The organism is Sphingomonas sp. BLHR8 (genome assembly GCF_056821725.1).
On sequence record NZ_JBPDIM010000001.1, the window covers coordinates 1,815,794 to 1,830,992 of the forward strand.

Consider the following 15,199-nt stretch of genomic DNA (forward strand, 5'->3'; position numbering starts at 1 on the left):
CGTCAGCCGCGCTGATAGTCAAAGACGATCTGAATGAAGTCCGGCCGTTCGGCAACGAGGCGGCGCAGGAAGTCGGGCGCTTCGTCGAAGGGCACGACGTGCGTGATGAGCTGCGTCGCGATGTCGCTGCCGCGCCGTTCGAGCAGCTTCACCGTCTCACGCGACAGGCGCGCGCGGTCCCACAGCCGCTCCATGCCGCGCGGCACGCGGCCGATCTGCGCACAGCGGAGGCCGAGGCCGTTGTGGTGGAACTCCTCCCCTAAACGCAGCGGTTCGGCGCCACCCTGATAGAAGGCGAGGTCGATGACCGTCCCTTGCGCGCGCAGCGCCTGCATCGCGCGGTGAAGCGATGCCGCATCCGCGCGCGTCTGGAAAACGAGATCCGCGCCGCGGCCATGCGCGGAGCCACCGTGCCAGCGGTGCTTGGCATGGTCGACCGCCTGCTCTTCGGTCATGGCGAGGAAGCCGAGGCATTGGGCGCGCATCCGGCGGAACGGGTTGGGGTCGGCGATGACCACCTCGCTCGCCCCGGCGGCTTGCGCGAACAGCGCGACGAGGAACCCGACGATGCCCGCGCCGAACACCAGCACCGGCCGCCCTTCGAGACTGGCGCCGAGGGTCGAGACGTCGCGCCCGATGAGTTCGGCGTCGGCGTGGAGGATGCCGTTGGCGGCGATCGGACCCATCTGCCCGACGTAGATGCCGAGCCGCGGGTCGAGGCCGGCGGGCAGCGGCACGATGAGGTCGTGATTGGGATCCGCGGTGTGGCCCGATTTATGCCCCCACATGCCGCCGACGAGCTCGCCTTCGCGATAGCCAGCGCCGTCGTGGATGACCCGTCCGACTTCCATGTAGCCGACGAAGGGCACGGGGTAGTGCATCCCCGCTTCGCCCGCGACAAAGCGCTGGCGCCAATCGTCCCAGCGGCTGTGGAGATAGGGGTTGGTCCCCTTCATGAACGTCAGTTCGGTGCCGGCCGAGAAGCCCGAATAAAGCGTTTCGATCCGCACCTGCCACGGTTCGGACGGGCCTTCGTCGTAGCCGGCGAAAAAGGGTTCGCCCGGGCGTTCGAAGCCGAGGCTGCGGATGTGTCGATGCTCGTTCATGCGGCGGCTGCGATAGTCGTCGATGCCGCGGACGCAAGCTCGATCGCGCGGCCCTCGCGCGCCGAGCGGTCGAGCGCATCGGCCACGCGCAACGTCGCCAGCGCCTCATGATAGGGGCAGCGGATGCGGTTTTCGCCGCCGCGTACGGCGTCGATAAAATCGCGATCTTCGCGCATAACGGGGTCGGAGCGGTTGGGGGTGACCGGGCGGCCGTGGCCGACGTCGATCATCGCGTCGCGGTCGGTGATTTCCGCGGCAAAGCCTTCGCCGAACAGGTGGAGGCCGACGCGGTGGTTCCAGCCGAGGAGGCAGGTCGCGGCGAGATTGGCGATGGCGCCATCGGCAAAGAGCAGGCTCGCGGTCGACGCGGTGGCGACGTCGAGGTCGGGGAAGGCATCGCGGTGCGTGTGTTCCTCGAGCGCATAGACGCGCGTCACATCGCCCATCAGATAGCGCGCGAGGTCGAGGAGGTGCGTCGCCTGTTCGGCCATCTGCCCGCCCGACTGCTCGCGCCGCCACCACCAGCGCGGCGGCGGGGTCGAGTCGAGCCAGTAGCCCGACGCGAGGCGCGGTTTTCGCGCCCCCATCGCGTGCGCGACGTCGTCGAGCACGTCGAGATAGCGCCAATGATAGCCGACCCCGGTGATCAGCCCCTTGGCCTCCACCGCCGCGGCGATGCGCTCGGCGGTTGGGAGGTCGATGGCGACCGGCTTTTCGACGAAGAAGGGGATGCGGTGCGCGATCGCAGCGTCTTCGGGTGCGCCGTGCGCGAAGGGGGGAACGCAAATCCACAGCGCGTCGACCTCGCCGCTGGCGCAAAGTTCTTCGGCGCTGGCGAAGGTCCGCGCGCCCGTGTCTTCGGCGAAGCGGCGCGCACCGTCGGCGTCGACGTCGGTGACGGCAGTAACGAGCACATCGTCCATCGTCTGCAGAACGCCGAGATGGCGGCGGGCAATACCGCCGGCGCCGATGAAGCCGACACGGGTTGCAGTCATACGACGAGGCTCCTTGGCAAGACCGGTCCAGACGGCGCGTGTTTCCTGACGCATGCGGTCGGCGGTGAAGTGATCGGCATGACGCTGCCTGGCCGCCTCGGCGCGGGCGGTGCGGGCGGGCGCATCGTCAAGCGCGGCGGCAATGGTGTCGGCGAGCGCCTGCGCGTCGTCGACCGGCACCAGCCAGCCCGATCGATCGTCGAGCGCGTCGCGGATGCCCGGGGCGTCGGTGGCGATGATCGGGGTGCCGAGCGCCATCGCCTCCAGCGCCACCAGCGGAAGGCCTTCGAACTTCGAGGGCAGCAGCAGCAGGTCGGCTGCGGCAATCAACGCCGCGCAGTCGTCGCGCTGACCGAGGATGCGCACGCGACCCGCGAGTCCATTGGCGATTGCGCGCACGATCTCGCTCCGCAGATCGCCGTCGCCGACCAGCAGCAGCTGCGCGTCGCCGCCGAGCCGGCGCATCGCGTCGAGCAGCACCGCATGATTCTTCTGCGCGCTGAAGCGACCGATGTGGAGCAGCATTGGCGCATCGCCGAGGCCAAGTTCGCGGCGCAGCGCCGCGGGGTCGCGCGTCACCTTCGGCGCTCCGACCCCGTTGGCCACGGTGACGATGACGTCTTCCGACATCTCGGCTAAACGGTAGCTCTCGGCGACGCTGGGCGACACGGCGATGACGCGATCGACGGTCTCGCTCGCTCGCTGATAGGCGGCGACGTCGTCGGCCTCGGTCAGCAGCCACGGCAGATGTTCGGTGCGCAGCACCTGCGCTCCCGACGCGCGCGCGGCGGCGGTGAGCGCGTGCCCCTCCCAGCCGATGCCGGCGTGCACGTGGACCACGTCGAACGCGGCGGCGGTCAGCCAGCCCGTCAGCCTGTCGATGTCACCATCGAGCGCGCGCACGCGGATGCCGCGGGCGACTGCCTCGCGAAACAGCGCGGTATCGCGTGGCGCGACCAAGGTCATCGCCACGCCATCGGCGTCCATCGCGAGCAGGTCGAGCATATGCTGCCCCATCCCCGATGGCGCAGCACTCTCGGTCATCAAACACAGCCGCAAGAACGCCCCCTTCACCCCGCGAGCGGCAGCCGTTCGCGCAAGCGGCGGTAAGTAGCAAGGGCCTGCCCCACCACCTGGTCCATATTATAGTAGCGATAATTGGCGAGCCGCCCGACGAAGGTCACGTCCGGGGTGGCATTGGCGAGCGCGTCATACTGGCGGAACAGCGCCTGATTTTCGGGCCGCGGAATCGGGTAATAGGGGTCGCCTTCCGCCGTCGGATACTCCCAGGTCAGGCTGGTCTTCGGGTGCTGCTGGCCGGTGAGGTGCTTGTATTCCGTCACCCGGGTGTAGGGCACGTCCTCGGCCGGGAAATTGACCGTGCCAACCGCCTGCACCTGTTCGACATCGCGGGTTTCGTTGACGAAGCGCAGCGAGCGATAGGGCAGCTTGCCAAAGCGATGCCCGAAATAGGCATCGATCGGGCCGGTATAGACGGTGTGCTTGCGCGCCACGTCGGCCACATCGGCGAAATCGGTCGAGGTTTTGACCGTGATGTTCGGATGATCCAGCATCCGTTCGAACATCCGCGTGTAACCCTCCGCCGGCATCGCCTGATGCTTGTCCTGAAAATAGCGGTCGTCGCGGCTGGTCCGCGTCGGCACGCGCGCGGTGACGCTCTTGTCGAGCTGCGACGGGTCGAGCGCCCACTGCTTGCGCGTGTAGCCGCGGAAAAAGGTTTCGTAGAGTTCGCGCCCGATCGCGTTGACGACGACGTCCTCCGACGTTTCGATCGGGTCGCGCGGTTCGGCGCGGGCGGCGAGAAACGCCGCCGCCGCATCGTCGCTGTCGAGCGACACGCCGTAGAGCTTCTCGAGCGTGGTGCGGTTGATCGGCATCGGCACCAGCTGTCCGCCGACTTCCGCCAGCACGCGGTGTTCGTACGCGCGCCAGGACGTGAAGCGCGAGAGATAAGCGAACACGTCGTCGCTGTTGGTGTGAAAGATGTGCGGGCCATAGCGGTGCACCAGCACGCCGGCATCGTCGAGATGATCGTAGGCGTTGCCGCCGACATGATCGCGGCGGTCGATGACCAGCACGCGCTGCCCGGCGTCGGCGGCGATCCGCTCCGCCATGACGCTGCCGGCAAAGCCCGCGCCGACCACGAGCGTATCATATTCGGCACGGCGGGTCGGGATCAGCGTCGGCGTGGAGGGCGCCCCCGGCGCGGCGCGCTCCCGCACCGCCCGGGCCATCAGCGCGCGCATCGCGGCGTGCGTGCGATCCCAGCTGATCTCTGCGAGCTTGTCATCCGCCTCCGCGAGCCAACCCGGCTTCCCGCCACGCGGCAGTTTGAGCGCAAGTTCGATCGCCGCAATGAAAGCATCAGGCGTATCGGCAATCCACACCGCCTCGAGATGGCCGTAATCCGCGACCACATCGGTGATCGATGTAGAGACGACCGGCACCCCGCCCGCGAGATACTCGGGCGTCTTGGTCGGACTGATGAACCGCGTCGCATCGTTGCGCGCAAACGGCATCAGCGCCACGTCCCAGCGCGCGAGGGCAGCCGGGAGCTGATCGTAGCTCGCCGGTCCCGCCCAACGAAGATTGTCGAGCCGCGGCAGCGTCGCGGGGTCAATCTTGACCACCGGCCCCAGCATTTCGAAGCGCCACTGCGGCCGCGCCTTGGCAACGGCGGCGATCAGGTCGACGTCGAAGCGTTCGTCGATCACCCCGAACCAGCCGAGCGTCACCCCGTCGTTCGCGGCCGCCAGCGAACGCGCCTGGGCGAAATGATCGGCGTCCACCGCGCTCGGGAAGGCGTGCACATTGCCATGCCGGTGCCGCTTCGCCTCATAAAGGCTGCGCCCGCCGGTGAGCACGAGATCGGCCCGATCCAGCAACATCTGTTCGCGTTGCAGCAGAAGCGGGTCGGCGTGCGCAAAGGCCGATAGTTCGTCCATGCAGTCGTACACCACCGCCGCCGGCTTCGGCCCGGCACCGCCGACCACCGGCAACAACATCGGCGTGTAGAACCAGTGCACCGGCGCCGTATCGAGCGCGGTCTCGGCGAAATGATCGTACAGCGCCGCCAGCCCGGCTTCGAGCTCTTCACGCGACCACCAGTGCGGCAGGCGCGGGCGCAGCGAGGTTACGCGATCTTCGGGGAAATGATGATGTTCGAGGTAAGGACGCGGGTGGTCGCACGGGATGTGCTCTTCCCACACCCACACGTCGCGCTCGCGCGCGAACCGGCTCAGCAGATGCTGCGGACGCTGGCGAACGAAATCCCAACGCAGGTGGGAGAAGACGACCATCGGCGGGGCAACCTGCGGCTCGGGGGCAGGACCTGCACCCGAGGCTGCAAATCGATCCGAGCGTTCCGCCGCACCCTCTCCCGCGGCCAAGCTCGAATATCCGTCGTCCACGCGCGCGCTCCTGCGTTCAGGGAGCACAAAACGCGCCCATCCGACCCCATCGAACGTTCATACTCGAGAAAGGTGCCGCCGTCCGACAATGGTTAAGCGTTCTTCGTGAATTTGGCGATCCGGTCAAGCAGCATCCCGGCGGAACGCCGCCAATGACAGCGTGCCAGCGCTTCCGCACGCGGGTCGAAGCGATCGAGATCGTCGAGCATCTCCGCGATCACGCGCGGCCAGTCCGCGGGAACGGCGCAGCGCCCGCTGCGCGGCGTCACATATTGCCGCCCGCACACCAGCCCGGCATTGGCCAGCACCGGCAGCCCGGCGAGCATATATTCGGTGATGATTGCCGGGGCGCCATCGTCATAGCCCGCAATCACGCCAATTCGCGCATGATTGACGAGGCGATTGACCTCCTCGAACGGCACCCCCGGCGGGCCGACGAAGTCGATGTCGAGCCCGCGCCGGGCCACGTCCTCGCGGTAATGATCGGCGAGTTCGCCATAGCCGAACACGCACAGCGCACGCAGCGGGCGGGGTGAGCGCTCGATCGCGTCGAACAGCAGGTCGTGCCGCTTGTAGGGCTGCGCCGCCGCAACATAGACGAGGTCGTAGCTCTTCTCGATGTCGAGCGGACGGAATTGTTCGCCGCACGCAAACTCCGGCCCGACCGGCAGCACCAGCGTCGGCATGTCGGGGTGACGACAGGCGACCTCGCGCGACTGCCATTCCTCGCCGGTGATGACGAGATCGAAGTGGCGCGACACCTCCGCGGGCACGCGCAGCGGCGGTGCGTCGATCGAATTGTAGATGATGACGCTGTTGGCGCAGAGCTCGAGCAGCGCCTCGTCGACCCCGAGGCCGTAAACCAGCAGCAAGTGCGGCGCGCCGAACGCTTCGACGAAAGCGCGCATGTCGGCGCTCGCGATCGGCGCTTCGCGCGTGTCGGCGTGGAATGCGCGATAGGCAAGCCGAGGATTAGCACGGCGAAAGGGCGCCTCCCCGTCGGCGGCGCCATAATGATGCCACACCTCCGCCCGGTCATAGGCCCCCGCAGCGATCAGGCTGAGGGGGAGGCGTTCGAGATAACCGCCAGCGACGGCCACCGGCGCGGAACACTCTGCATCAGCCAGTTCGCGCCACGGCTGGTCCGCCTCGGCAAGCGCCGCCCAGCGTTGCGCGTGATGCTCGAACGGCAGCATTCCCTCCCGCGGGGGCCAGCCCTCCATCCGGTCGGAGATGACGACGATGCTGCGTAAAGCACTGAGCGGCGCCGCTTTCCCTTCGTCCACCCGTGCCATTCCCCCTCGTCGCCAAGCCCAGGTCGGCGCGCCTAGCGGGCGGAGCGACCCTGCGGCAAGGCCGCTTCGGGGTTGAGCCGGCGACGGCGCGGGTGCATGGCGCGCCCGCGGCCCCGTTTCCCGCCGCAAGCTTCCAGAGCGAGTAGCATGGCTGACGAATTGACGAGCGCGACGCCCCCCGCCCCTGCGGAGCCGGCGCCGCCGCCCGGGATCGTTGCCGCGCTGCGCGACGCGCTGGAGGCGAGCGCGCTCCCCGACGAGGCGAGCGAGCTCGACCCGGCGGAGTGGGAAGACGCTGCCGCGTTCATCGCCGCGACCGCGATGCAGCGCGCACCGGGCACGCCCGCGCTTCGGCTCGAAAGTTCGCCCGGCCAGGCCGGCGCGCGGCATATGCGGTTCGCCATCGTCAACGACGACATGCCCTTCCTCGTCGATTCCGTTGCCGGTGCGATTACCGATGCGGGAATCGCGGTGATGGGGGTGATGCACCCCGTCGTCGCGGTCGAACGCGACGCGGCGGGGCGCCTCACCACCCTCTCGCGCGCCAACGGTGGCGCGCACGCGCGCGAATCGATGATCTATGTCGAGCTCGCCCGCGTCGATGCGCGCGAGCGGCGGCAGCTTGTCACCAGCGTCGAAACGGTGCTGGCCGACGTGCGCGCGGCCGTGACCGACTGGCGCGCGATGCAGCAGGCGCTGCGCGCGGACATCGACCGCCTCGGCGACGGCGAGGAAGCCGCGCTGCTCGCCTGGTTCCTCGACCGCAACCTGACGCAGCTCGGCCACGAATTGCGCGGGCGCGACGGGGCGCAGGTCGCCGCGCTCGGCATTTGCCGCAGCAAGGGCGAGGGCGAGCCGCTGCTAGCGCCCGCGACGTGCGAGGCCGCCTTTGTGCGGTTCGATGCGGGTGCGCCGATGCTGCTGGTCAAATCGAACCGCGTCGCCACGGTCCACCGCCGCGTCCTCCTCGACCTCATCCTCGTTCCGGTGCGCGAGGGCGGGCGCGTCGCCGCGCTGTCGATCCACGCCGGGCTGTGGACCAGCGCCGCGCTCAACACCTCGCCCGACAAGGTGCCGGTGCTGCGCCAGCGCCTTGCGACGATGGCGGAAAAGTTCGGCTTCGATCCCGCGGGCCACGCCGGCAAGGCGCTGGCGCATGTGCTGACCCGCCTGCCGCACGACCTGATGGTCGCCAGCAACGACAGCCAGGTGGAAGCGCTGGCGCTGGCGGCGATGTCGATCGAGGATCGCCCGCGGCCGAAAGCGGCGTTCATCGGCTCGCCCCTCGACCGGCACCTGTCCGCCTTCGTCTGGCTGCCGCGCGACGAGCTGTCGACCGCGCGCCGCCAACAGATCGCGCGGATGCTCGGCGACGAAGCCAACGGCAAGCTCCTGTCGTGGAGCATTTCGATGGAGGAAAGCGGCGTCGCGCTGATCCGCTACACCTTCGACCTGCGCGGGGGCGGGCGCGTGCCCGATGTCGAGCGGGTCAACGACGCGCTCGAAACGATGGTGCGCGGCTGGGAGCCGGGCATCGAGGCGGGCATCGCGCGCATGGGCGAGGAGCAGCGCGCCGCCGCTCTCACGCACCGTTTCGCCGGGCTTTTCCCGCAAACCTATCGCATCAGCCACACCCCCGACGACGCGGCCGCCGACGTGATGCGACTGCGCGAGCTCGGGCCTTCGCGGATGGCAGACGTGCGCTTGCTCGGCACCGGCGATTCGACGCGGCTCAAGGTGTACCATCAGGGCGGCGTGCTGGCGCTGTCGCGGCTCGTGCCAGCGCTCGAGAATTTCGGCTACACCGTCGAAACCGAAGTGCCGACCCGGCTCACCGACGAGGCGGGCAGCTACATCCATGACATCATCGTCAGCGGCGGGCGCGCCGTGCCCGAGGGGCGCGTAGGCATCGTCGAGGCCGCCATCGCCGAAGTGCTGGAGGAGCGAGCGGAGAACGACGGGTTCAACCAGCTGATCGTCGCCGCCGGGCTAGACCCGGTTGCGGTGGTCTGGCTGCGCGCCTGGTTCCGTTACCTGCGGCAGGGGGGGCTTCCCTATTCGCTGCCCACGGTGGTTCAGGCGCTGCGCAACGCACCCGGCGTTACCCGCGGGCTCGTCGACCTGTTCCGCGCGCTGCATGACCCGGCGGCGCTGTCCGAGGCGGGCGCGTGCGCGGCGCGGCAGGCGATCGCGGATGGCCTTGCCCAGGTCGCGGCGATCGATGAGGACCGCATCCTCAGGCAGATGAGCGCGCTCATCGAAGCGACGCTGCGCACCAACGCCTTCGTTCCCGCCAGCGCCGAAGCGCTCGCGTTCAAGATCGACAGCAGCAAGGTGCCGGGCCTCCCCCGCCCGCTGCCGTGGCGCGAAATCTGGGTCTATTCACCGCGCGTCGAGGGCATTCACCTGCGCGCCGGCCCGGTCGCGCGTGGCGGGCTGCGCTGGTCCGACCGGCGCGACGATTTCCGCACCGAAATCCTCGGCCTGATGAAGGCACAGCGCGTCAAGAACGCGGTCATCGTGCCGACCGGCGCCAAGGGCGGCTTCTACCCCAAGCGGCTGCCTGACCCCGCCACCGACCGCGATGCGTGGCTGGCGGAAGGGACCGAATGCTACCGCATCTTCATCCGTTCGCTGCTGTCGATCACCGATAACCGCATCGACGGGGTGGTGGTGCCGCCGCAAGCTGTGGTGCGCCGCGACAGCGACGATCCCTATTTCGTGGTCGCCGCGGACAAGGGCACGGCGAGCTTCTCCGACGTCGCCAACGCCATCGCGCTCGAGCGCGACTTCTGGCTGGGCGACGCCTTCGCGAGTGGCGGCTCGAACGGCTATGACCACAAGGCGATGGGCATCACCGCCAAGGGCGCGTGGATTTCCGTCCAGCGGCACTTCCGCGAAATGGGCATCGACGTGCAGACCGAGACGGTCCGCGTCGCCGGCGTCGGCGACATGTCGGGTGACGTGTTCGGCAACGGCATGCTGCTGAGCCAGGCGACGCAGCTGGTCGCGGCATTCGACCATCGCCACATCTTCCTCGATCCGACGCCCGACCCGGCCAAGAGCTGGGCCGAGCGCAAGCGGCTGTTCGAACTGCCGCGGTCGAGCTGGGCGGACTATGACGCGACGCTGATTTCCGCAGGCGGAGGCGTGTTCCCACGCTCGCAGAAGTCGATCCCGCTGTCGCCCGAAGTCCGCGCCATGCTCGATCTCGAGGTCGAGGAGATCGACCCGTCGTCGCTGATGAGTGCGATCCTCAAGGCGCGCGTCGACCTGCTCTGGTTCGGCGGCATCGGCACTTATGTGAAGGCGGCGGCGGAGAATAACGCAGCGGTCGGCGACCCCGCCAACGACCGGCACCGCGTCGACGCGGAGGATCTGCGCACGCGCGTGGTGGGCGAAGGCGCCAACCTGGGCGTCACGCAGGCCGCTCGCATCGCCTTTGCGAGCGCCGGGGGCCGCATCAACGCCGACTTCATCGACAACAGCGCCGGGGTCGATTGCTCAGATAATGAGGTCAACATCAAGATCGCGCTGAATGCCGAGATGCGGGGCGGGCGGTTGGGCCTCGACGAACGCAACGCGTTGCTCGAGCGGATGACCGACGACGTCGCCGAACTGGTGCTCAACGACAATCGCGCGCAGGCCTTGGCGCTGTCGATCGCCGAAGGCGAGAGCGCGGCGGCAGCGCCCGCCGTCGTCCGACTGATCGGTCGGTTCGAGGAAGAAGGCCGGCTCGACCGCAGCGTCGAAGGGCTGGCACGCGACGATGAGTATCTTCGCCGTGCGCAGGACGGGCGCGGGCTCACCCGGCCCGAACTGGCGGTGGTCATGGCGACCGCCAAGCTCGCGTTGCAGGAAAGCGCGGAGGAAGGCCGGCTGGGCGACGATCTGCTGATGGACGCAGAACTCCTCGCCGCCTTCCCGCGCGAGATGCAGGAGAAGGAGGCCGACGCGATCTTGGCGCATCAGCTCCGCCGGGAAATCGTCGCGACCAAGGTCGCCAACCGCATCGTCAACCGGCTGGGCTTCGTCCATCCGTTCGAACTCGCGGAGGAAGAGGGGGTGAGCCCGGGCGAGGTCGCCGAGGCGTTCGTCGCGGCCGAACGGCTGCTCGAACTGCCGCGGCTGTGGGCGGATATCGACGCCGCGACGCTGCCCGAAACCACCCGGCTCAGCCTGTATCGCGATGTCGCGACGGAGGTGCGCGCGCACATGGCCGACCTCCTCCGTCATGCCGACCCCGATCGCAGCATCGCGGACTGTGTGGCGCAGCTCGAGGGGGGCGTCGACGCGATCGAAACCGCGAGCGACCAGTTGCTGCAACGGCACGGACGCGAGGCGGCGGCGAGCTTCCGCGCGCGCCTGGTCGCGGCGAGCGTCGATCCCGAGCTCGCCAACCGCATCGTGCGGCTGGCGGAAATCGACGGGGCGATGGGCCTCGTCGCGCTGTCGCGCGAGAGCGGGGCGGACGTCCGCGCGCTGACCGAAGCCTTCGGTCGGCTCGGTCAGGCGACCGGTCTCGACTGGGCGCAGGGCGCGGCGATGGCGGCGAGCCCGTCGGATCCATGGGAGCGGCTGCTGGTGGCCGGCCTGTCGCGCGACTTTGCGGAGATGCGCCTCGATCTCCTCAAGCGGCTCGGGGGCGACCCCCTGGCCGAAGCGGATGCATGGCTGGCGCGCAATGCGGCGCGGGTGGAGCGGCTGCGCAACTTCGTTTCGCGCGCGCAGCGGCAGACGCAACCGTCGGCGGCAATGCTCGCGCAACTGGGCGGGCAGGCCAAGGGGCTGATGGACTGCCGCTGACGGAGCGACCGGGCACAAGAAAGCGGGCGGCGGCCAACGCCTCCGCCCGCTTTTTCATTGCGCTCGATCAGCGGCAGCTGATGCGGCGGTCGACCTCCCGTCCGAGCAGTGCGCCGCCGGCGGCACCAAGGATCGTGCCCACCGTACGATCGCGCCCGCCGTCGATCGCACGACCGGCGAGCGCTCCGCCCGCCGCGCCGACGACCAGCCCGGTCGTCCCGTTGCTGCGTCGGCAATAGTAGCGGCCGTCGTCACCCTGCCAGTAGCGTGTCGCCTGCTGCGACCGGGCGTAGCGCGCCTGCTGTCCCGGCGCATGCCGGTGGCCATAGGCATGGCCGCGGCCCGGATGGGCCATCGCCGGTGCGGCGGCGGTCAGAACGGAAGCGGCAGCGGCGAGCGCCAGCAGCGGACGAGCAGTCATCGAAAATATCCTTCGCCTCTTTGGGTCGCCCTCTCATCACGCTCCAAAGCTGAACGGGAGCCAGCGGCGCCGTTCAGCTAGGCGACGATGCGGCAGGCTGTGTCGCGCTGTCGGTGGATCGCGATTGCGTTCGCGGTGATGCCAGCCACCCCGGCGACTTTTCCCATTGCCCGCAGCGCCACGCACCGCCACGGTGGCGGCGATGTGGGGTGACGGTTCGGGGCGCTGGCGAGCTTGGGCGATTGCGCCGCTGCTGGTCATCGCGCAACCCGCCTCCGCCGAACGTGCGTCCATCACGGCGGTCGATCGCGACCGCGAGGTGCCGACGAAGTTCGAAGTGCGCGCCGAAACGATTGAAGGCGCCCGCAAGGCCGCGATCGACAGCGACCGGTTTCAGTCGCGCATGCTCGCCCCGCGCGCGCCCGAACCTTCGCGCGAACTTCCGCAATGGCTGCAGGCCGTGTTCCGCACGTTTGCCCGGTTGCTCCAGGGGGTGCTCAAGCCCGGCCTGTGGATCGCCGGAGTGATCCTTGGCGCCCTGCTCCTTTACGTACTCGTGCCGGACATCCGCCATGCGGTGGATCGCTGGTTGCGGCGGCGGAGAGATTCGAGACCGCAGGAGGTCACGCCGTTCGAGATCGAAGCCGCGCGCGACCTTCTCGCCGAAGCCGAGGCGCTGGCCGCGGCGGGGCGGTTCGGCGAGGCATCGCAGCTGTTGCTGACGCGCAGCGTCGAGGAAATCGCGCGTTGGCGGCCGGGGGAGCTCGCACCCGCCGACACCGCTCGCGTCATCGCCACCTTCTCGCACGTCCCGCCACGCCCGCGTTCCGCCTTCGCGCGCCTCGCGGCGATCGTGGAGCGCGTTCGCTGGGCGCGCGCCGACGCCGATGCACGTGACTGGGAAGAGGCGCGCGCCGCATGGGCCGAGGTCGTCGACCGCGCCGGTTGGCGGGCCGCGGCCGCATGATGGGGAGCGCGCTCTCGCCGCACCGACGCGCCCCCGACACGGGATTTTTCGAGCGGCGGATCGCGCCCGCGGCCTTTGCGGCGTTCCTGCTGGCGGCGCTCCTCTTCGCGCTGGGAAGTGCTTTTGGCGAAGGCGGGGGCAGCGGCCGCGATGGGCGCGAACATGGGCTGTCCGTGGGGGCGACAGGCTATGCCGGCATCATCGACGTCGGCCGGCGCGCGGGGCTCGACATCGCCGTCGACCGCCGCATCGCCGCCGACACCCCGCGCGGGCTCACCGTGATCACGCTCGGCGCATTTGACGACATCAATGAGGATGACAGCGATCTGGCGGAGCGAGTGAAACGCTTGCGCGGGCCGGTCCTGGTCGTGCTCGGCAAACACTGGACCGAACCGGCATCGGATCAGCGCAGGGGTTTCGTGCGGCGTTCGGCGGGGCGCCGCGACATGCCGCGGGGGGTCGCCCTCCGGATCGTGGCCGCCGACGCGAGGCTCGATCTCGCACCGATCGGCGTCGCCGACACCGTGCCGCTCCCGCGCCAGGTGCAGAGCTGGTCGGCGGCGAATGCGACCCCCGTGCTGAGCGTCGATGGTCATGCCTTGCTCGTGCGCAAGCCCGTCGGTGGGCGCGATGTCCTCATTCTGAGCGAGCCCGACCTCATCTCCAATCTCGCGCTGGGCGATGCCGATGCGACACGCGGAGGGCTGGCGCTGCTGTTCGCGCTGTCGAAGGGGGATGCGGTGCGCTTCGACGTCGCGCTGAACGGGCTTGCGAGCGACGCCCGATCGCTGTTGCAGCGGGCGCTGGCACCGCCCTGGCTCGGCCTGACGCTGGCCGGCTTGACCGCGCTCGTCGCGCTGCTGTGGGCGGGTTTTCAACGCACCGCGCCGCCGCGCATCGCGCCCGTGCCGTTCGCACAGGGCAAGGCTGCACTGATCGCCTCCGGCGCGCGATTGGTGAGCAAGACGGGTCGCTGGCGGATGCTCGCGCCGCGGTACACCGGCTGGGTCCGCGAAAGCGTCGCACGGGCGCGTCACGCGCCGCCGGGGCTCGACCCTGCCGCGCTCGATCAGTGGCTTGACCGCTTCAGCGATGCGCGGGGACAAAGGTTCAGCGACCTCGCGACGCGGCTCGACCACGCGCGCCGACCGGTCGAAATGATCGACGCCGCGAGCGATCTCGCCCGCTGGAGACAGGAGATTATTGCGTGACGCCTGCCGAAATATCCGCCTGGGGCCAGAAGCTGTCGGCGGAGATCGGCCGCGGCATCGTCGGCCAGCAGCGCAATGTCGCCCGGCTCGCCGTCGCCGTGCTGGCGTCCGGTCACGTGCTGCTGGAAGGCCCGCCGGGCACCGCCAAGACATTGCTCGCGCGCAGCTTTGCGCGCTGTCTCGGCCTCGACTTCGGGCGCATCCAGTTCACCCCTGACCTGCTGCCCGGCGATATTCTCGGCGGCAACCTGTTCAATTTCCAGACGTCCCAATTCTCGCTCACCCGGGGGCCGGTCTTCACCGAATTGCTGCTTGCCGACGAAATCAACCGCACCCCGCCCAAGACGCAGGCGGCGCTGCTGCAGGCGATGCAGGAACGGCAGGTGACGCTCGACGGGCAGACGCATGCGCTGTCGCCATTCTTCACCGTGATCGCGACGCAGAACCCGGTGGAAAGTCAGGGCGTCTATCCGCTGCCCGAGGCGCAGCTCGACCGGTTTCTGTTCAAGCTCGCCGTCCCCTACCCGACCGCAGAGGAAGAGGCGCAGATCGTCATGGCGCACAGCCGCGGTGAGGACCTCCCCACCCCGGAAAGCTTTGGCATCGCCCCGATTGGGGACGCCACGACGCTCGCGGCGCTGCGGCGCGGCGTGGAGGCGGTGACGGTCGCGCCCGACGTCGCCGACTATGTCGTCGCATTGGTGCGGGCAACGCGCGAATCGCCCGAAATCGTCAGTGGCGTCTCACCGCGAGCGGGGGCGATGCTCGCACGTGCCGCGGCAGCCCATGCCGCGCTCGACGGCCGCGACTATGTCATTCCCGACGATGTGCAGGCGCTGGCGCCCGACCTGTTCCGACACCGCCTGATGCTGTCCGCGGCGGCGGAGATCGACGGGCGGGTGAGCGATGCGGTCGTCGCCGATGTGATCGCCGCCGTGCCGGCGCCACGCTGACCGTCGGTGACCCC

9 protein-coding genes are annotated in these 15,199 nt (G+C 69.4%); 4 read left to right on the forward strand and 5 right to left on the reverse strand.

The annotated features are described in order from the left end of the window. Nucleotides 1–2: 2 nt before the first annotated feature. The 4 genes from ACRYJK_RS09165 to ACRYJK_RS09180 form a co-directional block, all read right to left on the reverse strand. Nucleotides 3–1,106, reverse strand: coding sequence for a zinc-dependent alcohol dehydrogenase (locus tag ACRYJK_RS09165; protein WP_482667206.1), 1,104 nt, complete (start codon nucleotides 1,104–1,106; stop codon nucleotides 3–5). Beyond that, entirely contained in the window at nucleotides 1,103–3,145 is a 2,043-nt protein-coding gene (locus ACRYJK_RS09170; RefSeq protein ID WP_482667207.1) for a glycosyltransferase, read from the reverse strand. The genes ACRYJK_RS09165 and ACRYJK_RS09170 overlap by 4 nt, the downstream gene beginning before the upstream one ends. A gap of 26 nt (nucleotides 3,146–3,171) precedes the next feature. Continuing rightward, a complete protein-coding gene (gene glf, locus ACRYJK_RS09175) occupies nucleotides 3,172–5,532 on the reverse strand; it encodes a UDP-galactopyranose mutase (protein ID WP_482667208.1) in 2,361 nt (786 codons plus the stop codon). A gap of 92 nt (nucleotides 5,533–5,624) precedes the next feature. After that, nucleotides 5,625–6,827 carry a glycosyltransferase gene (locus tag ACRYJK_RS09180; RefSeq protein ID WP_482667209.1) on the reverse strand — a complete coding sequence of 401 codons (1,203 nt, stop codon included), beginning with the start codon at nucleotides 6,825–6,827 and terminating at the stop codon, nucleotides 5,625–5,627. Between the two features lie 147 nt (nucleotides 6,828–6,974). Between ACRYJK_RS09180 and ACRYJK_RS09185 the strand changes: the two genes are divergently transcribed. Next, complete coding sequence (locus tag ACRYJK_RS09185; protein ID WP_482667210.1) at nucleotides 6,975–11,633, forward strand: NAD-glutamate dehydrogenase; 4,659 nt, start codon at nucleotides 6,975–6,977, stop codon at nucleotides 11,631–11,633. 67 nt (nucleotides 11,634–11,700) lie between these two features. Here ACRYJK_RS09185 and ACRYJK_RS09190 read toward each other — a convergent pair whose 3' ends face one another. Beyond that, a complete protein-coding gene (locus tag ACRYJK_RS09190) occupies nucleotides 11,701–12,054 on the reverse strand; it encodes a glycine zipper 2TM domain-containing protein (protein ID WP_482667211.1) in 354 nt (117 codons plus the stop codon). A 166-nt stretch (nucleotides 12,055–12,220) separates the two neighbouring features. Here ACRYJK_RS09190 and ACRYJK_RS09195 point away from each other — a divergent pair, with 166 nt between their 5' ends. The 3 genes from ACRYJK_RS09195 to ACRYJK_RS09205 are packed head-to-tail and all read left to right on the forward strand — an operon-like array spanning nucleotide 12,221 to nucleotide 15,185. Further along, nucleotides 12,221–13,021, forward strand: coding sequence for a hypothetical protein (locus ACRYJK_RS09195; protein ID WP_482667212.1), 801 nt, complete (start codon nucleotides 12,221–12,223; stop codon nucleotides 13,019–13,021). Then, the gene (locus ACRYJK_RS09200; protein ID WP_482667213.1) at nucleotides 13,021–14,232 is read left to right on the forward strand and encodes a hypothetical protein; all 1,212 of its coding nucleotides are present in this window, start codon (nucleotides 13,021–13,023) and stop codon (nucleotides 14,230–14,232) included. The genes ACRYJK_RS09195 and ACRYJK_RS09200 overlap by 1 nt, the downstream gene beginning before the upstream one ends. Then, nucleotides 14,229–15,185, forward strand: coding sequence for an AAA family ATPase (locus ACRYJK_RS09205; RefSeq protein WP_482667214.1), 957 nt, complete (start codon nucleotides 14,229–14,231; stop codon nucleotides 15,183–15,185). The genes ACRYJK_RS09200 and ACRYJK_RS09205 overlap by 4 nt, the downstream gene beginning before the upstream one ends. Nucleotides 15,186–15,199 lie beyond the last annotated feature (14 nt).

Bases quoted from the DNA above. Each gene is read 5' to 3' on its own strand.
- ACRYJK_RS09165 (WP_482667206.1), bottom strand. From the start codon at position 1,106: ATGAACGAGCATCGACACATCCGCAGCCTCGGCTTCGAACGCCCGGGC.
- ACRYJK_RS09170 (WP_482667207.1), bottom strand. From the start codon at position 3,145: ATGACCGAGAGTGCTGCGCCATCGGGGATGGGGCAGCATATGCTCGAC.
- ACRYJK_RS09180 (WP_482667209.1), bottom strand. From the start codon at position 6,827: ATGGCACGGGTGGACGAAGGGAAAGCGGCGCCGCTCAGTGCTTTACGC.
- ACRYJK_RS09185 (WP_482667210.1), top strand. From the start codon at position 6,975: ATGGCTGACGAATTGACGAGCGCGACGCCCCCCGCCCCTGCGGAGCCG.
- ACRYJK_RS09190 (WP_482667211.1), bottom strand. From the start codon at position 12,054: ATGACTGCTCGTCCGCTGCTGGCGCTCGCCGCTGCCGCTTCCGTTCTG.
- ACRYJK_RS09200 (WP_482667213.1), top strand. From the start codon at position 13,021: ATGGGGAGCGCGCTCTCGCCGCACCGACGCGCCCCCGACACGGGATTT.